This is a genomic window from Nocardia sp. NBC_00403 (assembly GCF_036046055.1).
Taxonomy (GTDB): domain Bacteria; phylum Actinomycetota; class Actinomycetes; order Mycobacteriales; family Mycobacteriaceae; genus Nocardia.
In genome coordinates, this window is the sequence record NZ_CP107939.1 from 2922232 (window position 1) to 2945576 (window position 23345).

Annotated in this window: 21 protein-coding genes; 16 read left to right on the top strand and 5 right to left on the bottom strand. The window is 66.0% G+C overall.

Annotation, left to right across the window (positions count from 1 at the left end; genetic code table 11):
* Positions 1–2: 2 nt before the first annotated feature.
* Complete coding sequence (locus OHQ90_RS12905; protein WP_328410347.1) at positions 3–377, bottom strand: DUF4345 family protein; 375 nt, start codon at positions 375–377, stop codon at positions 3–5.
* A gap of 156 nt (positions 378–533) precedes the next feature.
* Here OHQ90_RS12905 and OHQ90_RS12910 point away from each other — a divergent pair, with 156 nt between their 5' ends.
* From OHQ90_RS12910 to OHQ90_RS12940, 7 genes are all read left to right on the top strand, one after another.
* Positions 534–2501, top strand: coding sequence for a cytochrome c oxidase assembly protein (locus OHQ90_RS12910; protein ID WP_442941458.1), 1968 nt, complete (start codon positions 534–536; stop codon positions 2499–2501).
* Entirely contained in the window at positions 2498–3466 is a 969-nt protein-coding gene (locus OHQ90_RS12915; RefSeq protein WP_328410351.1) for a threonine/serine dehydratase, read from the top strand. Before OHQ90_RS12910 ends, OHQ90_RS12915 begins: the two co-directional genes overlap by 4 nt.
* 316 nt (positions 3467–3782) lie before the next feature.
* Positions 3783–4307, top strand: coding sequence for a single-stranded DNA-binding protein (locus OHQ90_RS12920; RefSeq protein ID WP_328410352.1), 525 nt, complete (start codon positions 3783–3785; stop codon positions 4305–4307).
* A gap of 79 nt (positions 4308–4386) precedes the next feature.
* On the top strand, positions 4387–6063 hold the full coding sequence (ettA, locus tag OHQ90_RS12925) for an energy-dependent translational throttle protein EttA (RefSeq protein ID WP_328410354.1): 1677 nt from the start codon (positions 4387–4389) through the stop codon (positions 6061–6063).
* A 419-nt stretch (positions 6064–6482) separates the two neighbouring features.
* Entirely contained in the window at positions 6483–11423 is a 4941-nt protein-coding gene (locus OHQ90_RS12930) for an NAD-glutamate dehydrogenase (protein WP_328410356.1), read from the top strand.
* Between the two features lie 92 nt (positions 11424–11515).
* A complete protein-coding gene (locus OHQ90_RS12935; protein WP_328412799.1) occupies positions 11516–11887 on the top strand; it encodes an acyl-CoA thioesterase in 372 nt (123 codons plus the stop codon).
* 43 nt (positions 11888–11930) lie between these two features.
* Positions 11931–12596 carry a hypothetical protein gene (locus tag OHQ90_RS12940; protein WP_328410358.1) on the top strand — a complete coding sequence of 222 codons (666 nt, stop codon included), beginning with the start codon at positions 11931–11933 and terminating at the stop codon, positions 12594–12596.
* 6 nt (positions 12597–12602) lie between these two features.
* Here the strand turns inward: OHQ90_RS12940 and OHQ90_RS12945 are convergent, their stop codons facing one another.
* A complete protein-coding gene (locus OHQ90_RS12945) occupies positions 12603–12923 on the bottom strand; it encodes an AzlD domain-containing protein (protein WP_328410360.1) in 321 nt (106 codons plus the stop codon).
* Positions 12924–13009: 86 nt separating this feature from the next.
* The gene (locus OHQ90_RS12950; protein ID WP_328410362.1) at positions 13010–13711 is read right to left on the bottom strand and encodes an AzlC family ABC transporter permease; all 702 of its coding nucleotides are present in this window, start codon (positions 13709–13711) and stop codon (positions 13010–13012) included.
* Positions 13712–13790: 79 nt separating this feature from the next.
* On the opposite strand from OHQ90_RS12950, the gene OHQ90_RS12955 reads away from it, so the two are divergent.
* Positions 13791–14360 carry a helix-turn-helix domain-containing protein gene (locus OHQ90_RS12955; protein WP_328412802.1) on the top strand — a complete coding sequence of 190 codons (570 nt, stop codon included), beginning with the start codon at positions 13791–13793 and terminating at the stop codon, positions 14358–14360.
* Positions 14361–14376: 16 nt separating this feature from the next.
* Here OHQ90_RS12955 and OHQ90_RS12960 read toward each other — a convergent pair whose 3' ends face one another.
* Positions 14377–15111 carry an HNH endonuclease gene (locus OHQ90_RS12960; RefSeq protein ID WP_328412803.1) on the bottom strand — a complete coding sequence of 245 codons (735 nt, stop codon included), beginning with the start codon at positions 15109–15111 and terminating at the stop codon, positions 14377–14379.
* A gap of 190 nt (positions 15112–15301) precedes the next feature.
* Here OHQ90_RS12960 and OHQ90_RS12965 point away from each other — a divergent pair, with 190 nt between their 5' ends.
* The 4 genes from OHQ90_RS12965 (at position 15302) to OHQ90_RS12980 (ending at position 18260) form a co-directional block, all read left to right on the top strand.
* Complete coding sequence (locus OHQ90_RS12965) at positions 15302–15724, top strand: globin (protein ID WP_328410364.1); 423 nt, start codon at positions 15302–15304, stop codon at positions 15722–15724.
* 134 nt (positions 15725–15858) lie between these two features.
* Positions 15859–17463 carry a glycoside hydrolase family 13 protein gene (locus tag OHQ90_RS12970; RefSeq protein WP_328410366.1) on the top strand — a complete coding sequence of 535 codons (1605 nt, stop codon included), beginning with the start codon at positions 15859–15861 and terminating at the stop codon, positions 17461–17463.
* 70 nt (positions 17464–17533) lie between these two features.
* Positions 17534–17809, top strand: a complete 276-nt coding sequence (gene ctaJ / locus OHQ90_RS12975; protein WP_328410368.1) for an aa3-type cytochrome oxidase subunit CtaJ — start codon at positions 17534–17536, stop codon at positions 17807–17809.
* On the top strand, positions 17796–18260 hold the full coding sequence (locus OHQ90_RS12980) for a DUF5130 domain-containing protein (protein ID WP_328410369.1): 465 nt from the start codon (positions 17796–17798) through the stop codon (positions 18258–18260). Before ctaJ ends, OHQ90_RS12980 begins: the two co-directional genes overlap by 14 nt.
* Before the next feature lie 404 nt (positions 18261–18664).
* On the opposite strand, the gene OHQ90_RS12985 is transcribed toward OHQ90_RS12980, so the two are convergent.
* On the bottom strand, positions 18665–19681 hold the full coding sequence (locus OHQ90_RS12985) for a helix-turn-helix domain-containing protein (RefSeq protein ID WP_328410371.1): 1017 nt from the start codon (positions 19679–19681) through the stop codon (positions 18665–18667).
* A 358-nt stretch (positions 19682–20039) separates the two neighbouring features.
* On the opposite strand from OHQ90_RS12985, the gene OHQ90_RS12990 reads away from it, so the two are divergent.
* The 4 genes from OHQ90_RS12990 (at position 20040) to OHQ90_RS13005 (ending at position 23289) form a co-directional block, all read left to right on the top strand.
* Positions 20040–20585 (top strand): carboxymuconolactone decarboxylase family protein, encoded by a 546-nt coding sequence (locus OHQ90_RS12990; protein ID WP_328410373.1) that lies wholly within the window; start codon positions 20040–20042, stop codon positions 20583–20585.
* A gap of 84 nt (positions 20586–20669) precedes the next feature.
* The gene (locus OHQ90_RS12995; protein WP_328410374.1) at positions 20670–21236 is read left to right on the top strand and encodes an NADPH-dependent FMN reductase; all 567 of its coding nucleotides are present in this window, start codon (positions 20670–20672) and stop codon (positions 21234–21236) included.
* A gap of 103 nt (positions 21237–21339) precedes the next feature.
* On the top strand, positions 21340–21963 hold the full coding sequence (locus OHQ90_RS13000; RefSeq protein WP_328410376.1) for a pyridoxamine 5'-phosphate oxidase family protein: 624 nt from the start codon (positions 21340–21342) through the stop codon (positions 21961–21963).
* Between the two features lie 162 nt (positions 21964–22125).
* Entirely contained in the window at positions 22126–23289 is a 1164-nt protein-coding gene (locus tag OHQ90_RS13005; RefSeq protein WP_328410378.1) for an MFS transporter, read from the top strand.
* The last annotated feature ends 56 nt before the right edge of the window (positions 23290–23345 follow it).

Sequence of the window (23345 nt, forward strand, 5' to 3'; positions counted from 1 at the left end):
CCTCAGTCGACACCTACGGCGATAACCAGCATTCCGGCCATGATCAGCTCCAGGATCAGGAAGAACCACACCGGATAGAAGGCGGAGGGGCGTTCCACGAAGGCCGACCACACCCGGCCGAACGCCATACCGCCGAGCGCAGCCGCCATGGCGAGGCATGCTCCGTATCTCAGGTCACCGACATCGGCGGCGGCGAACCCGAGGACCGCGGCGATCGCGATGCCGAAACCGCCGTAAACGGCACGCACTTCGGCACGAGCATCGGGACGATCGGCGAGCAGGCCGAGTGGATCGACCAGCTGGCTGGGCCGCAACAGCCCATAAATTCCCATGCCGGCGAAGAACAACGCCACCACGGCAATCAACACGATCGACATCGCACCTCCGGGTCCGCGCCCCACAGTATCGGCCCAAACCCCACCGGGCTACGCATTACCGACCGAACTACGCTCAGTTGTATGTCGTCAGCGCAGGACCCGCCATTAGAACTCGACGTCGAGACGGGTAAGTCGGGTTCCTGGTCGGCCTTCGCGATGTTGACCGCACTGGCCGGTGCGACGGCGGCGGTGGTCGCCGCACTGGTGGTCGGACTGTCCGCGGCGCAGGCGCTGAGCCTGCTCGGCATTCCTGATCCCGGTCCGCTGACTACCTACGGTCTGCCCGCGATCCGCGCGCTCGCCGACCTGTCCGCGGCGTTGACCGTCGGCTCGCTGCTGTTCGCTGCATTTCTGGTACCGCCGCAGGCCAACGGGTTGCTGGATGTCGGCGGTTATCGCGCGGTGCGACGTGCATCGAATTTCGCCGTCGTCTGGGCCTGCTGCGCGGCGCTGCTGATCCCATTGACCGTCTCGGACACGACCGGTCAACCGATCGCCGATGTCTGGCGGCCCGAACAGCTGTGGCGGGCGATCGGACAGATCGACTTGGCCGAGGCCTGGCGGACCACAATGGTGTTCGCGCTGGTCGTCGCGGTCGGCTGTCGCCTTGCCCTGCGCTGGGGCTGGACTCCCGTGCTGTTCGGCGGCGCGATCCTGACCATGATGCCGCTGGCGCTGACCGGGCATTCATCCTCCGGCGGTGCGCACGATCTCGCCACCAACAGCCTGATCTTGCACCTGGTTTCCGCCGCGGTGTGGGTCGGCGGACTGTTCGCATTGGTCGCGCACGCCGTGCGCGACGGCGCGCACACCGATATCGCCGCCCGGCGATTCTCGATGACCGCCACGATCGCATTCGTCGTGATCGGGTTCAGTGGTGTGATCAACTCGTGGGTCCGGGTGCCGAGCTGGGATGAACTGTTCACCACCACCTACGGCCGGCTCGTGCTTGCCAAGGTCGCCGCGCTGGTCGCGCTGGGTGCGTTCGGCTATCTGCAGCGCCGTGCTTCGCTGCCTGCGCTGGCCGCGAACCCACGTGATCGCGCGGCACTGGTCCGGTTCGGTGGGGTAGAGGCATTGGTGTTCGCCGCGACCATGGGACTGGCCGTCGGCCTCGGCCGCACACCTCCGCCACCGCCGACATCGGTGCCGACACCCGCCGAAGTGGAGCTCGGCTACAACCTCGCCGGGCCGCCGACGGCCATGCGATTGCTGTTCGACTGGCGCTTCGACCTGATGTTCGGCACGCTGGCCATCGTGCTCGCGGTGCTGTACCTGCTCGGGGTGCGACGGCTGCGTGCTCGAGGCGATGTCTGGCCGATCGGTCGAACCCTGGCCTGGATGTCCGGGTGCGCGGTGCTGTTGTTCGCCACCTCCTCGGGCGTCGGGCGTTATTCGCCCGCCGTGTTCAGCGTGCACATGGGCCAGCACATGGCGTTGTCGATGTTGGCGCCCATCCTGTTCGCGCTCGGCGGCGCGGTCACGCTGGCGTTGCGCGCGCTGCCGCCGGCCGGGCGCGGTGGCACTCCAGGGCCGCGGGAATGGATCCAGGCTGCGGTGCACAACCCGGTGTCGCGCTTGCTGACCCACCCGATCGTCGCGTCGGTGATCTTCGTCGGCGGTTTCTACGCGCTGTACATGGGCGGAATCTACGACTCGTTCGTCGACTCGCACGCCGCGCACCTGCTGATGAATGCGCACTTCCTGCTCAGTGGCTATCTGTTCTATTGGGTGGTGATCGGCATCGATCCCAAGCCGCGCCAGGTGCAACCGCTGACCAAACTGGGCATGGTATTCGGTTCGCTACCCTTCCACGCCTTCTTCGGAATCGCGCTGATGAGCATGACCACTGTCATGGGCGGGTGGTTCTTCCGTAGTCTCGGCCTGGGCTGGAACAACGATTTGCTCGGAGATCAGCGCACCGGCGGTAGCCTGGCATGGGCCAGCGGTGAAGTGCCGTTGGTTGTCGTAATGCTCGCGCTGCTGATCCAGTGGTCGCGCAGCGATGCGAAACTCGCGAAGCGGACCGACCGGGCCGCCGACCGTGACAACGACGCGGACCTCAGCGCACACAACGCGATGTTCGCCGAGCTGGCAAAACGTGACCGAGAGGTGCGCAAGTGATCGAGCGGGCTTTAGTTGAGCCGCAGCACCGAACGTCTCGGCGGGTATTCCGATCGGATGTCCGTGCCGCGCGTAAGCGGTTGGCCGGGCAGACCCGCAAGACGCCGGTCTTCCACACCACCGTCTCGGGTCCGCACGGACCGGTACCGGTGACATTGAAACTCGAATACCTCCAGCACGGCGGTACCTTCAAGGTGCGGGGCAGTCTCAATGCGCTGCTCGAGTCGGGTGCGGACGTCGAACAGGTGGTCATTGCCTCCGGTGGCAACGCGGGCATCGCCGCCGCGCTGGCCTCGGCACGCCTCAATAAGACGTGCACCGTGGTCGTGCCGGAATCGGCGCCGCACACCAAGGTGGCTGCGATGTGGGCATACGGCGCCGAAGTGCTGTGGCACGGAACCACATACGCCGAGGCGTACCTCTATGCGACCGATCTGGCCGCCGAGCGCGCGGCCTTGCAGTTGCACGCCTACGACCTGCCCGCCGTCGTAGCGGGCGCAGGTGTCGTCGGCCTGGAGCTCGAGGAGCAGGTACGCGGCAGGCCGCCGGTGCTCGTCGCGGTCGGCGGCGGCGGACTCGTCGCCGGGATCGCCGCTGCAGTCGGTCGCCGCCAGCAGGTGATCGGCATCGAGCCGGAGGGCATCCCCACATTGCACGCCGCGCTCGTCGCGAACCGGCCGGTGGATATCGATGTGTCGAGTGTTGCGGCGGATTCCCTCGGCGCCACCAGGATCGGCGATATCGCCCTCGATATCGCCCGCCGTCACGAGGTGCGTTCGGTACTGGTCACCGATGATGCCATCACGACCGCCCGGGAGTATCTGTGGCGGGAGTTCCGGGTCGTTGTCGAACTCGCTGGGGCGACCGCGTTGGCCGCGGTGCAGAGCGGGGCTTATGTTCCTGCGGAAGGTGAGCGACCGATAGTGGTGCTGTGTGGGGCAAACACCGATCTGGCGGTCCTGTAGCGCTTGGCTGCCCCGCTATCGTGCGGAAACCGGTCGCTCCGAACGGATCCGGGCGGATCGCGAGCGCGCCCATGCCGATGCCGCGGTTTCCTCGCTGGGCGAAGTCGGATCGCTGGATCGTTGCGGGAGCGTCCGGTTTTCTGCCGACAATGCTGGAAATGGCCGTTGTCCACATAGGGGAAAGTTGTCCACAGCTTCGGAATTCGGGGGTCCGCTCGCGCTCGGGATCGGTCAGGCTGGAGGTGCCCTCCTGGCGGGGGAGGCAGCGCCCGAGGCGGATGGCCGAGGGGCGAAACATGAATGAAGGGGCGGGATCATGTACGAGGCAATGGCAACGGTGATCGGCAATGTGGTCACCCATCCGGTCAAGCGGGATCTGACGAACGGGGAGCAGGTGGTCACTTTTCGGATGGCCAGCAATTCCCGCAGGCTCGACCCCGCGACCGGGGAGTGGGTCGACAGTGGAACGCTGTATTTGACCATCAGCTGCTGGCGCAGGCTGGTGGCCGGGGTCGATGCGTCGATCCGCCGGGGTGATCCGATCATCGTCTACGGCCAGCTGCGGTCGCACGAATACCGGACCAAGGATGGCGTCGAACGGCGCGACCTCGAAATGCGAGCCAGTGCGTTGGGCCCCGACCTGTCGCGCTGCACCGCGCAGCCGATCCGCCGGACCGAAGCAGGCCGTTCATTCGGCCCGGGTAATCTAGGGCGCAATACCTGTGACCGATCGAGCGCAGAAGACCGTGCACGGGTCGACGGCGAGGCGCTGGGGGAGGGCGTGCCGCCCATGCCTGCTGTACCGGCCCGGATCACCGAATCCGCGTCGGCAGACGCCTGACTGCACGGCTGATTTGCGCTCGGCGGCAGTGGTAGCTCTGCTTCGTTCCACCAAACCTCACACCGATAGGCTTGTGTATATGGCTGAGTTCATTTACCAAATGAAGAAAGTTCGTAAGGCGCACGGTGACAAGGTCGTGCTCGACGACGTCGTCTTGAACTTCCTTCCAGGCGCCAAGATCGGCGTCGTCGGCCCCAACGGCGCCGGTAAATCCAGCGTGCTGAAGATCATGGCCGGACTGGACCAGCCGAACAACGGCGACGCCTTTCTCGCGCCCGGCGCCACGGTCGGCATCCTGCAGCAGGAGCCGCCGCTCAACGAAGACAAGACCGTGCGCGGCAATGTCGAGGAGGGCCTCGGCGAGGTCAAAGTGAAGCTGGATCGCTTCAACGAGATCGCCGAGCTCATGGCCACTGATTACTCCGACGAGCTCATGGACGAGATGGGCAAGCTTCAGGAGTACCTGGATCACGCCGATGCGTGGGATGTCGACTCACAGCTCGAGCAGGCGATGGACGCGCTGCGCTGCCCGCCGCCGGACGAGCCGGTCACCAACCTCTCCGGTGGTGAGCGCCGCCGCGTCGCGCTGTGCAAGCTGCTGCTGAGCAAGCCGGATCTGCTGCTGCTCGACGAGCCGACCAACCATCTCGACGCCGAGAGCGTGCTCTGGCTGGAGCAGCACCTGGCCGCGTACGCGGGCGCCGTGCTCGCCGTCACCCACGACCGATACTTCCTCGACAACGTCGCCGAGTGGATTCTCGAGCTCGACCGTGGTCGCGCCTACCCCTACGAGGGCAACTACTCCACTTACCTGGAGAAGAAGGCCCAGCGGCTCGAGGTCCAGGGCAAGAAGGACCAGAAGCTGCAGAAGCGGCTCAAGGACGAGCTGGCCTGGGTGCGCTCGGGCGCCAAGGCCCGCCAGGCCAAGAACAAGGCCCGCCTCGGCCGGTACGAGGAGATGGCGGCGGAGGCCGACAAGCACAGGAAGTTGGACTTCGAGGAGATCCAGATCCCGGCCGGTCCGCGTCTGGGCAATGTGGTGGTCGAGGTCGCGAACCTGGACAAGGGCTTCGGCGATCGGCAGCTCATCAAGGATCTGTCGTTCACGTTGCCGCGCAACGGCATTGTCGGCGTCATCGGCCCGAACGGTGTCGGTAAGACCACGCTGTTCAAGACCATCGTCGGGCTGGAGGATCCGGACAGCGGCATCGTGCGCGTCGGTGAGACGGTCAAGCTGAGCTATGTCGACCAGAACCGGGCGGGCATCGACCCGAAGAAGAACGTTTGGCAGGTCGTTTCCGAGGGCCTCGACTTCATCCAGGTCGGCAACCAGGAAATGCCGTCGCGCGCCTACGTCAGTGCGTTCGGCTTCAAGGGGCCGGATCAGCAGAAGCCCGCCGGTGTGCTCTCCGGCGGTGAGCGCAACAGGTTGAACCTGGCGCTCACCCTCAAGCAGGGCGGCAACCTGATCCTGCTCGACGAGCCGACCAACGACCTCGATGTGGAAACCCTGAGCTCGTTGGAGAATGCGCTCGAGCAGTTCCCCGGCTGCGCCGTGGTCATCTCCCACGACCGCTGGTTCCTCGACCGCACCTGCACCCACATCCTGGCGTGGGAGGGCGACAACGACAACGACGCCAAGTGGTTCTGGTTCGAGGGCAACTTCGAGGCGTACGAGGCCAACAAGATCGAACGCCTCGGCCTGGAAGCGGCCCGCCCGCACCGGGTCACCCACCGCAAGCTCACCCGCGACTGAGCGACGGCTCGACAGGCCGCACTCGCGGGTGCGGCCTGTCGAGGCGGTTGAGCAGACTGGCGAGTAACTGCCGACTCTGCCGAAGGAAATACGGACAACTCCGCCGGAACGGACCAGTTGCCGAAGGAAATACGGTCGGCCCGCGCCACGGATCGGATCTGGTTAGGGTGGGTCTGTGCATGCGAAGGCGCAGTCCGAGGACTGGTTAGGTCTTATCGCCGACGCGGCAACATAACTTCGTCGGTCCGATCGGTTGCCGTGCCGGGATCGTCGACTGCGGCAATCGAGTGGCGAACCTCGCGTTCGCGGTGAACACCCTGGGTTCGAAAGGGAATTCACCCCTATGTCCGCGACTCGCAGCTACTCTCGGACCGGCGTCACTTTGGTGCGGAACCGAATCCGAGGGAGTTGGCGAAAAAATGACGGTCTCGTCCGAATTGTCCAGTGCGGCGTGGGCCGCGAGTTTGCCGCAGGCGTTGCGCGGCGACCTCGGGCCACTCGAGGAGGCGTATTTCCGCCACGTCGACGCGGGCGATGTGGACTGCGCGATCACCGGTATCACCCAGATCTTCCGGCGGCACACAGAGCTGGCGATGACCCGCCCGGCCGGTCGGGCGCTGGTTCGGGTGTATCACCCGGACGACGCATCTGGGCTGGGCGCCGCGGTGCAGCTGGTCACCGACGATATGCCGCTGCTGGTGGAGTCGATCACCTCGTCACTGAGCCGGATGGGCGTCAGCGTCAGCGAGGTGATCCACCCGATCTTCGAGGTCGAGCGCGACGCGGAGGGCCGATTGCTCAGGGCGGTGCCGCACGAGGTCGACGGCAACGGCAATACCGGGCTGCAGGAATCATGGATGCACATCCAGCTGCATCCCTCGACCAGCCGGGCGCTGCTCGACCGGATCGAGGGGGCGATGCCGGATGTGATCGCCGATGTGCGCCAGGTGACCGGTGACACCGAAGCCATCCGCGACGTGCAGAGCAAGCTGGCCGACGAGCTGGAAATCGCGGCCAAGGCCGGCACCGCGCCCTTCTCCGGCACCGACCTGGTGGACTGCGCGAACCTGTTGCGGTGGTTGGCCAGTGGCAATTTCACCGTACTCGGTTATGCCCGTTACCGGCAGAGCACCACGGAGGGCCAGACCGTGTCGGCCGCACTGCCGGGCACCTGCCTCGGCGTGCTGCGTCCCGATGTCGGCACTGATTTCCGGGTGCCCGTCAACGCGGGCGAGCGGCCACTGCTGATGTTGACCCAGGGCTTGGTGCCCGCGACGGTGCATCGCTCGGTGTACCCGTACTTCGTCGGCGTCGCGGACTTCGACGAGGCGGGAACCATCATCGGTGAGCATCTGTTCATCGGTGTCTTCACCGTGACGGCGGTGCACGAGAACGTCCTGGACATTCCGGTCATCGAGCGCAGGGTGCGTTCGGTCATCGAGGAGAGCGGGTTCGATCTGGACTCCTTCTCCGGGCAGGCGATGCTCGAGGTCATCCAATCGTTCCCGCGTACCGAGCTGTTTTCCTCGAACGTCGAGACGATGCGCAGGACCGCGACCGCGGTGCTCAATGTCGGCCTGCGCAGACAGGTTCGGCTGTTTCTGCGCTCGGACGGCTACGGCCGGTTCGTCGCCTGCCTGGTCTATCTGCCCCGGGACCGCTACACCACACGGGTGCGGTTGGAGATGCAGGAAATCCTGGTGCGTGAACTGGGCGGCGTCTCCATCGACTATTCGGCGCGGGTCAGTGAAAGCGAGCTGGCCAGCGTTTATTTCACGGTGCGGATGCCGGAGGCCGAGTTCGGTGTGCCGCGCACCTCCGAGGCGGTTGCCGACACCTCCGAGGACAACCGGCTGCGCATCCAGAAACTGCTCGCCGAGGCGAGCCGGACCTGGGACGACCACCTCAATGATGAGGTGAGCACCTCGACGGTGCTCGATCCCGGTGTTGTCCAGCGCTATGCCGAGGCCTTCCCCGAGGGGTACAAACAGGACTTCACACCGGACCGTGCGCTGTTCGACGTCGTCCGGCTGGAGCGGCTCTCCGAAGGTTCCATCGACCAGAACCTGTATCGCCGTGCGGATTCGGACCCGGGTTCCTGGCGGTTCACGCTGTACATCGGCGGCACCGGGGTGTCGCTGAGTCAGGTGCTTCCGGTACTGCAGAGCCTCGGTGTCGAGGTGGTCGACGAGCGGCCGTACCAGGTCCAGCTCGACGCACCGCCCAGCGGCGATCAGGCTGTCGAACGCTGGATCTACGACTTCGGCCTTGTCGCGAGGCCCGAGCTGCTGCGCAGCTCCCTGGATCGAGACCTGGACGCGGAACTGCTGGAGTCCTCGGCCCGCGTCGCCGCCTTGGCATCGGAGGTGCGTGGCCTGCGCGAGCGGTTCACCGAGGCCTTCGAAGCCGTCTGGTACGACCGCGCCGAAGCGGACGCGCTCAATGAACTCGTGTTGCGCGCCCGGCTGCCGTGGCGTTCGGTGTCGATTCTGCGCATGTACTCGAAGTACTTGCAGCAGGCGGATTTTCCGTACAGCCAGGCGAATATCGCCAGGGTGCTGCTCACCTACCCGGACATCGCGCGGCTGTTCGTCGACCTGTTCGCGGCCCGATTCGATCCGGACACCGAAACGTCGTTGCATGTCGGCGACTTGGAGGCCCAGGTGCGCGGCCGCATCGACGAGGTCGTCAGCCTCGACGCCGACCGCATCCTGCGCGCCATCCTCTCGCTGATCAAGGCGACGTTGCGGACCAACTATTACGTGACCGACGCCGAGGGCACACCGCGGTCGTACATATCGGTGAAGGTCGAGCCGCGCGAGATCGCCGAATTGCCCAAGCCGAGGCCGCAATTCGAGATCTTCGTGTACTCGCCACGGGTCGAGGGCGTGCACTTGCGCTTCGGCGCGGTGGCGCGCGGTGGGTTGCGCTGGTCGGACCGTCTGGAAGATTTCCGCACCGAGATCCTCGGTCTGGTGAAGGCGCAGGCGGTGAAGAACGCCGTCATTGTCCCGGTCGGCGCCAAGGGCGGTTTCGTGGTCAAGCAGCCGCCTACTGCCACCGGGGATCCCGGCGTGGATCGGCAGGCAATGCTCACCGAGGGCGTGTCCTGCTATCGCACCTTCATCTCCGGCCTACTCGACGTCACCGACAACGTGGATCTCGCGACCGGCGCTGTGCTGCCGCCCGAGCGGGTGATCCGCCGCGACGGCGACGACACCTATCTGGTGGTCGCCGCGGACAAAGGCACCGCGACGTTCTCCGACATCGCCAACGACGTCGCACAGCGCTACGGTTTCTGGCTCGGTGACGCCTTCGCCTCCGGTGGCTCGGCGGGTTACGACCACAAGGCGATGGGCATCACCGCCAAGGGCGCGTGGGAGAGCGTGAAGCGCCACTTCCAAGAGATGGACATCGATACCCAGACCCAGGACTTCAGCGTCGTCGGCGTCGGCGATATGAGCGGCGATGTGTTCGGCAACGGCATGCTGCTCTCCGAGCACATCCGCCTGGTCGCGGCGTTCGACCACCGGCACATCTTCCTGGACCCGAACCCGGATGCGGCCAGCTCCTTCGTCGAGCGGCAGCGGATGTTCGAGCTGCCCCGCTCCTCCTGGGCCGACTACGACACCTCGCTCATCAGCGAGGGTGGTGGCGTGTGGGACCGCACGGTGAAGTCCGTGCCGATCAGCCCGCAGGCGCGCAAGGCGCTCGGCCTGGCCGACGGGGTGGCGGCGTTGTCACCGCCGGAACTGGTGCGCGCGATCCTGCTCGCACCGGTCGGGCTGTTGTGGAACGGCGGCATCGGCACTTACATCAAGGCGAGCACCGAAACCAACGCCGAGGTCGGCGACAAGTCCAACGATCCGGTGCGGGTCAATGGAAACCAGTTGCGGGTCAAGGTGATCGGCGAGGGCGGCAACCTGGGCGCGACCGCGCTCGGCCGCATCGAGTTCTGCCGCAACGGCGGCAAGATGAACACCGATGCCCTGGACAACTCGGCGGGTGTGGACTGCTCCGACCACGAGGTCAACATCAAGGTACTGCTCGATGGGGTGGTCAGTGCGGGCCAGCTGGTCGAGACCGACCGCAATCCGCTGCTCGCCTCGATGACCGACGAGGTCGCGCAGATGGTGTTGCAGGACAACGTGTCCCAGAACTACCTGATGGGCATCTCGCGGGCCGAGGCGCCGCGCATGATGAATGTGCACCATCGGCTCATCGAACACCTGCAGGAACGCCGTGGCATCGACCGCGAGTTGGAAGCGCTGCCCTCGGATGCCGAGATCAAGCGCAGGATGGAGGAGGGTTCCGGCCTTGCTTCCCCCGAGCTCGCCAATCTCATGGCGCACGTAAAGCTTTCGCTCAAGGCCGATCTGCTCGACACCGACCTGCCCGACAGCACCTACTTCGCGGCCCGGCTGCCCGGCTACTTCCCGACGCCGCTGCGCGGCCGGTACGGCACCGCGATCAAGAAGCACCGGCTGCGGCGCGAGATCGTCACCACGGTGGTGGTGAACGAGATGGTCGACTACGGCGGGATCACCTATGCACACCGGCTGAGTGAGGAGATCGGCGCGACCACGACCGACGCGGTGCGCGCGTTCGCGGCGACCACCGAGATCTTCGACTTGCACGACGTATGGCGGCGAATCCGCGCCACCGACGCCTCGGTCGCGGTCCGTGACGAACTGGAGCTGGAAACCAAGCGCATCCTCGACCGTGCCTCCCGCTGGCTGCTGAGCAACCGGCCGCAGCCGATCGCGGTCGGTGCGGAGGTCAACAGGTACAGCAGGGGCGTGCGGGAGCTGGCACCGCAGGTCCCCGGCTGGCTGCGCGGTCACCACGTCACGACGCTGACCGATCAGTCGGCGGAAGTGATCGCCCGAGGCGCGCCAACTGATCTGGCCACCGAGATCTTCGGCCTGCTGAATCTTTTCCCGCTGCTGGATGTGTTGGATATCGCAGACATCACCGATCGTGGCGGCGACGAGGTCGGTTCGCTGTACTACGCGCTGAACGAACACCTGAAGATCGACTGGCTGCTGCAGGCCGTCAGCCACCTGGAACGCGGTGATCGCTGGCATGCACTCGCCCGGCTGGCACTGCGCGACGACATGTACGGCTCGCTGCGCTCGCTGACCCTCGACGTGCTCTCCGGCGGTGACCCGGAAGAGACTGCCGACGAGAAGATTGCATACTGGGAGTCGAAGAATCAGTCTCGGCTCGGGCGTGCCCGTGCCGCACTGTCGGAATTGTTCGAGTCCGGAACCCACGATCTCGCCACGTTGTCGGTTGCAGCGCGGCAAGTGCGAAGCATGGTGAGCGGGGTGGGCGCCCAATCGGAGGTACCACGTTGACGAGTTCGTTGAACGGTAGCGGGCCGGCGCACGGCAGCAGCATCGTGCTGCCGAAGCGCTTCCACGCCAAGGTAGACGTCAGGTGGTCGGATATGGACGTGTTCCAGCACGTCAACCATGCCCGGATGGTGACGCTGCTGGAAGAGGCGCGGATCCCGTGGCTGTTCGAGGACGGCCGCCCGACCGCGCCATTGCGAGAGGGCTGCGTGCTCGCCGACCTGCGGGTGCGCTATCGCGGCCAGTTGCGCCACGAGGACACCCCGCTCGATATCGCCATGTGGATCGAGCAGCTGCGTGCGGTCGACTTCACCATCGGCTACGAGGTACGCGCGGCAGGCGCCGCGCCGGACTCACCGCCGGCGGTGATCGCCTCGACGCAGATCGCGGCATTCGACATCCAGCAGCAGCGGCTGCGCCGGATCACCGACACCGAGCGCGATTACCTCGCCGAGTGGATGGAGTGAAAGGTCGCGCACTCGGTGACAGCTGCGTGGTGACAACAGCGTGATGTCCGGGCAACGTGTGCTGGAGGTGTCCGATCCAGCCGAGCGAGAGAACCTCGCAACTTTTCTCACCAGGGCGGTGCGCCTGGACCCCGCGGCCGTGGTGCGATTGCGCCGTCGCGGGGATCGTTTCGTGTCCGGCTGGGTGGCAACGGGTTTCGAAGCGTTGGCGGTGCGCACCGTGGTCGCCGAGCTCGGCGTCGAGGATGTCACCGTCGGCGCCGACCTGGTGCTTGCGGGCTTGGCCACCGGAAGTCCCATCGACCTGGGTTACTCGATGGACTCGGCCTGGCGCGGCGCCCTGCCACCCACCGGCGGTTTCGTCCACGTCGATGATGTGCCCGCCCGCACCCTGGTCGAACTCGCCGAACAAGGCGCGCAATTGGCCAAGGAGCACGGCAGCAGCCACGGGCCGCCCGCCGCGCTGCTCGACCAGACGGTGCTGACCGTCTCTGCCGCAGATCTGCAGGTGGAGGTGCCGATGCGAGTCGTCTTCGCCCTCACTGCAATGGATTTCATCCCACACTCCGGTGACAAGGCCGACTCCCGTCGCATCCTGCCCACCGAAATAGTCCGCGTCCGCGCCACCAAAACCTGGTTGCGCATCGATGCCCGCTATGGCTCGGTCGCCCGCCGCATGGGCGGCGCCATCCCGCTCACCCCCAGCTGACTCATATCAGCTGACGCCCACCAAGCGAAGCAGGGCGGTTGTGCCCGCCGCCGCGAGGATGACCACGAGCATGGGTTGGCTGCGCCAGGCCAGCAGGCCGCCGACGAGAACCCCTGCGGGCAGGGCGAATCCGAGGTGGCCGGATCCGACGGGCAGGGTGGTGATCGCCACCAGTGCGGTGAGCAGAACAACCGCGCCCGTATCGAGCAATGCCGTTGCCCGAGCGGGGAATCGGATCCGAGTCCGCAACGCAGGCCCGGCCCACCGGAACGCGTAGGTGCCCACCGCGAGCACGAGTGCGGCAGCAAGCAATAACGGCGACATCATGTGCACATCCGCCTATCGAGCCGCGCGCTGTCGAAAGCTATTGTTATCCAACGGGTTCGGGTCGAACGTGAGTGCCGAAGGTGCACTCATTCGATGCTCGGTTCCGGCGCGTCGGCTTCGCCCCGGTCCCACGCGGCGAAGACGACGCCGATCAGTGCGACGAGTACCGGCATGCCCGCGGGTAGAAACAACGAGCTGAGCACGGCGGCGGCCGCACCGAACAATGCCGCGCGCATGGTCGCCGCTCTGGCCCGCAGCGCAGGAACGACCAGTGCAAGCAGCACCGCGGGGAATACCGCATCCAGTCCGATCACCGAGGTGTCGGGAACCACAGTCCCGATCACCGCGCCGATCGCGGCGCCGCCGGGCCAGGCCAAGAGCACGCCGAGCCCGCTGATCCAATACGCGGCCCGCCTGCGGGCGACGTCGGGCTGTGCCATGGCCAGCGCGACGGATTCGTCGTTCATCACATGCACGCCGATCGGCCGCCGCCAGCCGGTGCCGACCACGTCCGGAATCGATAAGCCGTAGGGCACATGCCTGGCATTCACCAGCAGCCCGGCCAATGCCGCTGCGATCGGACTGCCGCCCGCGGCGACGATGCCGATGAACAGGAATTCCGAGCCGCCCGCGAGAATCAGCACACCGAGCACAATGGGAAGCCAGAGTGGAAAACCTGAGGTCACGGCCGTTGCGCCGTAGGAAACACCGATCAGTGCGACCGCAACGCACACCGCCGCGATGCCGGAGAGCGTGCCCCGATCGAGTGTTCGCCATATCGAACGCATGTTTCTTATACTGAACATGGTCGAGCGGTTCGTCAATATGGTTTTCTGTTGGGCGGTCTTCTACTCGACAGGAGCGGGCATGGTGCCGGAAGAATCGACGGTGGCGACGCCGCAGGCGGTGATCGCCGCCTCGTTGCGCCGGGAACGCACGCGGGCCGGCCTGTCGCTCACCGAGGTGGCGAGCCGGGCGGGCATCGCGAAATCGACACTGTCCCAACTGGAATCGGGCACCGGCAATCCGAGTCTGGAGACGCTCTGGGCGTTGTGCGTCGCGTTGGATATGCCCTTCTCGCGCCTGCTCGACCCGCCGCGCCCCAACGTTCAGGTGATTCGTGCGGGGGAGGGGCCGGTGGTGGTCGCCGAACAATCCGACTACCGCGCCACACTGCTCGCGGCGGCGCCGATCAGTTCCCGCCGCGACCTGTTCCGGATCACGGCCGAGCCGGGGCATGCACGCCGATCCGACCCGCACATTCCCGGTGTCGTCGAACACGTGTTGCTCGCCACCGGCCGGGCGCTCGTCGGGCTCATCGACGCGCCGGTGGAACTGCATCCCGGCGACTACATCTCCTACCCGGGCGATGTCCCGCACGTTTTCGAGGCACTCGAACCGGGCACCTGGGCAATTCTGGTGGCCGAGTACACCTGAGCCGAGCGGCTCCCGCTCAGGCGGCGCCTTCGCCGAGATACTGCAGCCACACCGGGTCGAGATCGGCGGTGGTCGACAGCAGCCGCCAGTGCGGACCCTTCGGTGAGACCAGCGGTGAGCGCAGCGTCCAACCCAGTTCGCTGAGCAACTTGTCGGCCTTGCGGTGATTGCACGGTGCGCAGCTGGCGACGCAGTTCTCCCAGGAATGCTCGCCGCCGCGACTGCGCGGGATGACGTGGTCGATGGTCTCCGCTTTGCCGCCGCAATAGCCGCAGCGGTAGCGGTCGCGGTGCATGAGGGCGGCGCGGGTCATCGGAACTCGGGCTCGATAGGGCACGTGCACGTAGCTGCGCAGCCGGATCACCGACGGAATGCTGACGGCAGCTTCGGCGGAGTGGACTACAGAGCCCTCGGGATCGTGGTGGACGGTGTCTGCCTTGGCGCAGATCAGCAGGACGACGGCGCGGCGTGCGGACAGGGCGGTGAGCGGCTCGTAGGTGGCGTTCAGAAGCAGCACCCGGCGCTTCAACCAGTTGGTGCCGTCGCTCGGGACGGAGGCGAGATAGTGACCATGCTCACCGTGATGGGAGGGGTCACCGTGATGAGGAATCTCATCGGTGCGATGTGCACCCGGATAGTGATCGGACAAAATGTGCAGCGGAGTAGCCCCCGACCCACGATTGTGGACGTCGGCGGGCTGGAGTTGTCGGTGCGTCCTGGCCTCGTGTGATCGGCCGTGCCGCTGCTTCATGGGGACCCCGATTTCGTCGATTTCAAGATCATGTGGTATCTCGGCAGACACTGCCACCCAGTTGACCATGGAACGACGGCTATTGCACGGTGATTTCGCACAATGTCGGATGAACTGTGGTTGAAGGGCCGCGTATTCGTGACGCGGGCACAATGGACTGCGGTGGATTCGGACCGATCGAGAGGACCTGATGACTTCCGGCGAGCAAGCGGCGGGTCAGAAAACGGCACAACAGTCGTTCTACGAGGCGGTCGGTGGTGCGGAGACGTTCCAGCGGATCCTCGCCGCGTTCTACCGCGAGGTGGCGACCGATGAGGTGCTGCGCCCGCTGTACCCGGAGGAGGATCTCGGTCCGGCCGAGCGGCGACTGCGGATGTTCCTCGAGCAGTACTGGGGCGGTCCACGCACCTACTCCGAGGAACGCGGGCACCCGAGGCTGCGGATGCGGCACATGCCCTTCACCATCGGTCCGGTGGAACGCGACGCATGGCTGCGCTGCATGCACATCGGCGTGGCGGAGATAGAGCCCGCGACGCTCGACGACGAGCATCGCAAGGCGCTGCTCGATTACTTGGAGATGGCGGCGAATTCGCTGATGAACGCCACGTTCTGAGGCGGTTCCTGTCGAGTATGAGGATGGCGGCAGGGTTTTCGACCCGCGTCGGTGAATGCTGGTGATTTGCCCGATGTCGAGGACACTGCTCCGCCTGAGCGATTTTGCCGCATAGTTTTGGCACTATTGCGGGTGTGACTGATACACCAGCCGTTCCGGCGCCGGTGGATCGCACCACGCAACCATGGTGGCGGTCGGCCGTGTTCTACCAGGTTTATCCCAGATCCTTCGCGGACTCCGACGGTGACGGCATCGGTGATCTCGGCGGTGTCCGTGAGCGGCTCGGCTATCTGGAACTACTCGGCGTCGACGCGCTGTGGATATGTCCGGTGATGCGCTCGCCGATGGCCGACGGCGGCTACGACGTGGCCGATCCGCGCGATATCGACGCGTTGTTCGGCGGCATCGCGGCGATGGACGCGCTGATCGCCGAGGCGCACGGCCGCCACCTCAAGGTCACCATGGATCTGGTGCCGAACCACACCAGCAACCAACATCCCTGGTTCATCGCGGCACTCGCCGCCGCGCCCGGCAGTCGGGAGCGCGCCCGCTACATCTTCCGTCCCGGTCGAGGTCCCGATGGCGCGCAGCCGCCCAACAATTGGCCGAGCATCTTCGGTGGGCCGGCCTGGACTCGGGTCATCGAGGCCGACGGCATGCCAGGCGAGTGGTATCTGCACATCTTTGCGGCCGAGCAGCCCGACCTGAACTGGGAAAACCCGGAGGTGGCCGCCGACTTCGAGGAGACGCTGCGGTTCTGGCTCGATCGGGGCGTCGACGGTTTCCGGCTCGATGTCGCGCACGGGATGGCCAAGCCGGATGGACTGCCGGACATGGCGCTCATTCAGACCAAACTGCTGGTCAACGACGATAGCGACCCGCGTTTCAACAATCCGAGTGTGCACGATATTCACCGCCGCATCCGCAAGGTGCTCGACGAATATCCGGACGCGGTCTCCATCGGCGAGGTGTGGGTGGACGACAACATCCGCTTCGGTGAATACGTGCGTGCGGACGAACTGCATCTGGCCTTCAACTTCCGGCTCGCTCAGACCCTGTTCACGGCCGATGCCGTGCGTGTGGCGATCGACAATTCCCTTGCCGCGGTCGCGCCGGTCGGCGCAGCGCCCACCTGGACCCTGTCCAACCACGACATCGCCCGCGAGGTCACCCGCTACGGCGGTGGTTTCGAAGGCGTGGCGCGGGCCAGGGCGATGTTCATGGTGGAACTCGCGCTGCCCGGTGCGGTGTTCATCTACAACGGCTCCGAGCTCGGCCTGCCCAATGTGGACAATCTGCCCGAGGCGGTGCTGCGGGACCCGGTCTGGGAACGCTCGGGGCATACCGAACGCGGTCGCGACGGCTGCCGGGTGCCGCTGCCGTGGGAGGGGAGCGCACCGCCGTTCGGATTCACCACCGCCGCGACATCCTGGCTGCCGATCCCACCCCAGTGGGCGGCGCTGACGGTGGAGGCGCAGCTGGAAGAACTGGGTTCCACCCTGTCGCTCTACCGGATGGCGATCGAATTGCGCGGCGTGCGACCGGAATTCGCGGGCCCGCGGATCGAGTGGTACGGCAGCCCTGCGGGTTGCCTCGCCTTCCGGCGACCTGGTGGGCTGGTCTGTGTGCTGAACGCCTCGGCCGTCCCGATCTCGTTGCCGCCCGGCGACGTACTTCTCGCGAGCGCGCCACCGGAGAACGGACAGCTGCCCCCCAACGCCGCGGCCTGGCTGGTCTGACTTCGACACGAACGGCAGGCGGTGTCGACCAGAAGGCGATCTACTACACGCGATCGTCTACCGTTGGTCCGTGAGCATTCTCGAGACAGTGTTGATCTTCGTCGGCATCCCGCTGGTGATCTACGGCGCGATCGCCGGATTGTCGTTTCTCGGTAAGCCACTGGCCGGCGAGAAGCCGGCCCACTACGACCTCGGTCAGAAGTGGACACAGCCGCCGGTGCTGTGGAGTGCTACCGACGAGGTGACCACCCAGGGTCACCACGCTGAGACCCCGCATGGCTCCCATGCGGCTATCGAATCCGCACAGGCGGAGCTGATCGGAGGCCGGGCAAGTGGCAAGTTCTAATTGGCCCGCGGTGGTCGAGGCCGATCTACCGCACGGGTACGTCATCACCACGAGCGGCCGGGTTTCCGGCGTGCACGAGGCGGGCGATGTATTCAAGGAAGCACCGTTCAGCGATGACGAGCGGCTGACGGTGGACAATGTGCTCACCGAGGCGACCAGGGCGACCAAGGTCCGCTTCAACGTCTACATCGGCGACCTGGGCGAGGACCCGGCCGCAGGCGTGGACGCGATCTTCCCCACGACTCCCGAGGCGGCGCTTTCGGTGCTCATCGCTGTCTCGCCCAACGATCGCGCGATCGAGGTCCGTTCCGGCAGCGATGTCGCCGACCGCGCCAACGATCGCGTCTGCCAGCTCGGCGTGACCGCAGCGCTGAGCTCCTTCCGCCAGGGCGAGCTCATCGACGGTCTCGTCTCCGCGGTCCGCGTCATGGCCGCGGCCATCGGTCGCTGAATCCTGAAGGCGCGGAACGACTCACCCGTTCCGCGCCGACACGGAACGTTCGATTCTCGTGACCCGCGCCGCGGCCCGCGCGGCGAATGCGTCACGGTCGCCTCCAGCTCGGCGCGTCTGGTGCTGAGCGTAGTGCGAGATCTCGGGATGGATCGAGGTCGGTTCGCCGAGCTGCCGATCTGCGTCCGCAGGTGCGAATATCGCAGACGCGTCGAGTTGTTTCGACACCTCGCGCATCGACTGCGAGGCCGGCCGACTCCATCACGCTGCTCGATGAGGACACCCGCCCCGCTACCGCAGGCGCAGCCCGGTCTCGAGGAGATTCTGCAGCATCACGCCGAGCTACAAAGGTTGCCGCCGTTGGCGGTTCGCGATGGGCTCGCCTCCGGCTGATCTCGCCCTCGTCAGGCCTCGGCGGTCATCGCGACCGCTCGGCGAAAGGCGTCGGGACTCTGACCGGTCCACCGGTGGAAGGCACGGCGCAGCGCGCGGGCATCGGTGTAGCCGAGCCGAGCAGCCACCGACTGAATTGTTAGTCCGGTATCGCGCAGCAGTGCGGTGGCGTGTGCGTGCCGGACGGCCTCGACCTCTGCACGCCAGCTGGTGGCTTGCTCACCGAGGCGGCGTTGCAGCGTGCGCGGGCTCATGGCCAGCTGGTGCGCGACGACGTCGAGGCTCAGCTGGTCGCGGATCAGGGCGTCGGTCATGGCGGCGCGGAGCTTGTCGTGCCAGCCGGGCGCGGTCTTGGCGGCGGCGATGGTCAGCTCGGCGTGCTGCCGAATGATGCGGCCGAGATGGGGGTCGGCTCCGGTGGGCAGTGATCCGGCGTCGAGGAACGTGAGTTCGCTGTGCTGTGCGCCGAAGTCGATACGGCCGGTATCGAATGCGTCGATAAGGTGCTGGTACCTCCCGTCCGCCTGATGGCCGAAGGTCACCTGGACCGGAACGAGCGGTCGGCCGGTGGCCTCGCGGATCCGCCGCAGCAGCAAAGAAAGGACGAACTCTTCTGTCGGCGCGACGATGTAGTCGGGATCGATCCCGATGTAGCGGACGGTGAGCAACCGACCGGTATCGATCACCTCCACGCCGACGGCGGGATCGGTGATCGCGGCGTGGAAGTCGAATGCGGCCTGGAGACCAGCGCCGAGGGTGGCCCCTGACGTGAACAGGTAGTCCCAGACGTGCAGGCTGCCGATGTTCGCGCCTGCCGCTACCCGCAAACCGGAACCCCGCCCGGCGCGGGCGCCGATCAGCTCCCAGATCCGGAAGGCTGTTTCGACCGGCACCCGCATCAGGTCATCACCGAGCAACTCCGGGGTCAGCCCCGGCAGGTGGGCGAGTTCTTGCGGTGCGACACCGGCCTGCAAGGCGGTCGTTCGAAGCAGTCGAGTCAACTGGGTCGACACCGTGCCGGCTATCACCGGCGTGAGCATATCCGGCCCCGCCGGGGCAGCTGATCCGGGATATCTGGCGTGAAAAGTCCGCATCCCGGTCGGTCGGGTCGGACCTGCCCTGGGGTTGCGGGGTCGTATGGCGTTCTGCTCGGTGCCCCGTGTCGTGTTCGGTCCGCATCGCGGCGTCTCGGGTCCGCAGGGCGGGGTCGCTGTGCGCCCTAGATTCATGGATGTCGGCCGAACGGCCACACGTGCGAAAAAAAACTTCTACGGAATGGGAATCAACGGGATGGTTCTAACCTTTAACATAATCATGAACGGTTAGTCCTGCGTTTGTTGCTCAACCGGTCATCACCCCGCCTCTGCTTCGGCGAAAGGTTTCCTCATGTCCCGTTTGCCGCTCATCCAGTCCGATGTCGCCGCTGGTGCGGCCGCCACCCTGCTCGCACGCGTGCAGCAAGCGCTCGGTGTCACCCCCAACATGACCAGGGCGATGGCCAACAGCCCCGCCGTGCTCGAGGCCTACCTCGGCTTCTCCGGTGCTCTGGCCGGCGGTGAGCTCTCCGCCGCGACCCGGGAGCGGATCGCGCTGCTGGTGGCCGAGGAAAACGGCTGTGACTACTGCCTCTCGGCGCACACCTACATCGGCGCCAACATCGCCGAGCTCGACGCCGAAGAGATCGAGCGCAGCAGGCGCGGCCGGTCCGCCGATCCGAAAGCCGAAGCCGTGCTGGCCTTCGCCACCGCGGTGGTCCGCACCCGCGGCGGTGTCGACGAGGCCGACCTGAAAGCCGCGACGGCCGCCGGTCTGACCGATGGTGAGATCACCGAAGTCATCGCAGGCGTTGCGCTCAATGTGTTCACCAACTACCTGAACAAGGCCGTCGACACCGATATCGACTGGCCGGTCGTGCGCCACCACCAGCACTGACCATCGGCCCGCTGGGCCTTGCTCACGAGGCGAGACCCAGCGCGCCTGCTGTTTTCGACCAAGTACGAACAACAAGGAATGACAATGACCGCCTTCAAGATCCTTGCCATCTCCGGCAGCCTGCGCGCCGACTCGCACAACACCGCGCTGCTGCGCGCGGCGCAGAAGTTCAACACCGGCCTGGATATCGAGATCTACGAGGGACTTCGCGAAATCCCGCCGTACGACATGGATCTGGACGGTCCGCAGAACCGGCCCGCCGTAGTCGCGGATCTGCGCAGGCGGATCAACGAGGCGGATGGTCTGCTGATCGCCACACCGGAGTTCAATTACTCCATCCCCGGTGTGCTGAAGAACGCCATCGACTGGGTCAGCACCGACTGGACCAAGACCGAGGGGCTGCCGCTGCTGCGCAAGCCGGTCGCGATCCTCGGGGCCGCGCCGACCAACTTCGGTTCGGTGCGTGCGCAACTCGCGCTGCGTCAGGTGTTCGTGTGGACCGAGAGCGACGTCGTGGTGAAGCCCGAGGTGATCGCCTTCCGCTCACACGAGCGTTTCGACGACGAGGGCAACCTCGTCGACGAGACCACCATCGAGCTGCTGCAGGGCCTGCTCACCGCACTCGCCGTCAAGATCGAGCGCGCGAGCTAGCGTCGGCCGCTGCGGCGAGTCCGTGCTGAACGCGCGCGAATAACCGCTTCCGAGAAGGGAATCCGGACATGTCAAAGATTCGTCCGCAGCGAAAGTCGTCGAGATGACCGGGCATTACGCACAGGTGGCGTTCACCCCGGCCGTCCGTGAGCATCAGCGCAAGCACGGCAGCCTGCGCAGTTACGAGCGGATGGCCGAGGTGCCCGCGGTGGCCGACCGGATCGGTCAGGACGAGGCGTGGTTCATCGGGGAGCGCGACAGCTTCTACCTGGCCACGGTCGGCGAGACGGGCTGGCCCTATATCCAGCATCGGGGCGGTCCGAGGGGGTTTCTGAAGGTCATCGACTCGTCGACGCTCGGGTTTGCCGACTTCCGTGGCAACCGGCAGTACATCAGTCGCGGCAATCTCGATCATGACGACCGGGTGGCGCTGTTCCTGATGGACTACTCGGCCAAGGCTCGGATGAAGATCTTCGGACGGGCCAAAACTATCGAGGCGGTGGACGATCCGGAGCTGATGGCGGCGCTGGCTGTCGACGGCTACCAGGCGCACGTGGAGCGAGCGGTGTTGATCCAGGTCGAGGCGTTCGACTGGAACTGCCGTCAGCACATCCCTGAGCTGTATCCGCGCGAAGAAGTCCTGGACGCTGTCCAATCGCTGCGGGACCGGATCGCGGAGCTCGAACGGGAGAACGCGAAGCTGCGGGGGAGTATCGGCTGCGAGTGATGGACCGCCGCGACCGAACTGGGCCGCGCTGAGCTGCGGCGTGGCACGCATCGGCCCTGGCGTTCTGTGACGCGGCGGTCACGAGGGTATTGATATTGCCGCACAAGTGGTCTCGCACCGCTTGCTATAACCGTTAAACAATGTTTAGGTAGTTAGGAAGTGATGAGCATGCGACACGAACAGGTCGCTTGGGCCGGGTTGGCGGCAATGACCGTGTCGTTCGGCTTGAACTTCTCGATGGGTGTGTTCTTCGCGCCGACCGCCGCGTCCTACGGGGTGAGCGCATCGGTGCTGGCGATCGCTGCCGCATTGGGGACCACGGTGACAGGGTTCGCTCAGCCGTTCGTCGGCAGGCTGCTCGACCGTGTCGGTTCCACAGTGGTGTTGATCGGCGGACTCACGCTCATCTCGGGCAGCTACCTCGCACTTGCGGTAGTGCGTGAGACCTGGGAATTCGTTGTCGCCTACATGCTGCTCGGCGGGCTCGGCTTCGCGGCCTCGTCCACGTTGACGGTCACCACGCTGATCGGGCGATCGCACGGAAACCAGGTGGGGCCCGCCCTCACCCGCGCGGCGGTCGGCATCAACCTGGGTCAGCTGCTCGGGCCGTGGGCGGCGACCGTGCTGTTCGAACCCGTCGGCGTCCGAGCGACCTATGCCCTGCTCGGTGCGGTCGGGCTCGCGGTCACCGGAATCCTGTGGGCCATCCTGCCCGCCGATCGAGTCACCAATACCGTTGCCAGGCGCGGGGAGTCACTGGCCGGCCGGGGCAAGGTGCTGATGTCGTTCGGACTGCACTCGGCAACCCTGTACGTGGTGATCTTGATGCTGCCCAAGCACGCCGTCGAGGCGGGCTGGTCGGTGGTCGGGGCCGGACGCCTGGTGGCCTTGGCCGCGCTCACCGCCGGGATCACCTCCGCGGCCATGGTTCGGCTGCAACGTCGACACTCACAGGAGACCTTGCTCCGCAATCTCTATCTCGTGCGCATAGTCGCACTGACACTTGCTGTTTCGTCCACCGCACCGGCCGCGCTCATTGCGGTTGCCGCGCTGTTCGGTGCGGCGTCCTTCCCGATCGTTCCACTGACGATGGCCGTCATCTCGCGTGGTCTCGACCCCGCTCGAATGGGGCGGACACTGTCACCCGTCTGGGTGATCCACCAACTCGCCGCCGCCGCGGGACTAGCGGTCGCCGGTCTCATTCACGCCCAAACCGACAGCTACCGAGGCTATTTCGCACTCGGGCTGTCCTTCAGTGTGGCCGCGGCATTACTGCTCACCCCCACCAGGAAGCCCGAAATCGAACCAGTCGCCAGCGCGGCCTGACGGCCGGAACCCGAGGAAATCCATGAGCGCCACCGAGGCCAATGCGCCGCCGAGCA

What these genes read in the sequence shown, in the direction of transcription:
- OHQ90_RS12905 (WP_328410347.1), bottom strand. Translation starts at nt 377, where the DNA reads ATGTCGATCGTGTTGATTGCCGTGGTGGCGTTGTTCTTCGCCGGCATG.
- OHQ90_RS12910 (WP_442941458.1), top strand. Translation starts at nt 534, where the DNA reads ATGTTGACCGCACTGGCCGGTGCGACGGCGGCGGTGGTCGCCGCACTG.
- OHQ90_RS12920 (WP_328410352.1), top strand. Translation starts at nt 3,783, where the DNA reads ATGTACGAGGCAATGGCAACGGTGATCGGCAATGTGGTCACCCATCCG.
- ettA (WP_328410354.1), top strand. Translation starts at nt 4,387, where the DNA reads ATGGCTGAGTTCATTTACCAAATGAAGAAAGTTCGTAAGGCGCACGGT.
- OHQ90_RS12930 (WP_328410356.1), top strand. Translation starts at nt 6,483, where the DNA reads ATGACGGTCTCGTCCGAATTGTCCAGTGCGGCGTGGGCCGCGAGTTTG.
- OHQ90_RS12935 (WP_328412799.1), top strand. Translation starts at nt 11,516, where the DNA reads ATGGACGTGTTCCAGCACGTCAACCATGCCCGGATGGTGACGCTGCTG.
- OHQ90_RS12940 (WP_328410358.1), top strand. Translation starts at nt 11,931, where the DNA reads ATGTCCGGGCAACGTGTGCTGGAGGTGTCCGATCCAGCCGAGCGAGAG.
- OHQ90_RS12945 (WP_328410360.1), bottom strand. Translation starts at nt 12,923, where the DNA reads ATGATGTCGCCGTTATTGCTTGCTGCCGCACTCGTGCTCGCGGTGGGC.
- OHQ90_RS12950 (WP_328410362.1), bottom strand. Translation starts at nt 13,711, where the DNA reads ATGCGTTCGATATGGCGAACACTCGATCGGGGCACGCTCTCCGGCATC.
- OHQ90_RS12955 (WP_328412802.1), top strand. Translation starts at nt 13,791, where the DNA reads ATGGTGCCGGAAGAATCGACGGTGGCGACGCCGCAGGCGGTGATCGCC.
- OHQ90_RS12960 (WP_328412803.1), bottom strand. Translation starts at nt 15,111, where the DNA reads ATGAAGCAGCGGCACGGCCGATCACACGAGGCCAGGACGCACCGACAA.
- OHQ90_RS12965 (WP_328410364.1), top strand. Translation starts at nt 15,302, where the DNA reads ATGACTTCCGGCGAGCAAGCGGCGGGTCAGAAAACGGCACAACAGTCG.
- OHQ90_RS12990 (WP_328410373.1), top strand. Translation starts at nt 20,040, where the DNA reads ATGTCCCGTTTGCCGCTCATCCAGTCCGATGTCGCCGCTGGTGCGGCC.
- OHQ90_RS12995 (WP_328410374.1), top strand. Translation starts at nt 20,670, where the DNA reads ATGACCGCCTTCAAGATCCTTGCCATCTCCGGCAGCCTGCGCGCCGAC.
- OHQ90_RS13000 (WP_328410376.1), top strand. Translation starts at nt 21,340, where the DNA reads ATGACCGGGCATTACGCACAGGTGGCGTTCACCCCGGCCGTCCGTGAG.
- OHQ90_RS13005 (WP_328410378.1), top strand. Translation starts at nt 22,126, where the DNA reads ATGAGCATGCGACACGAACAGGTCGCTTGGGCCGGGTTGGCGGCAATG.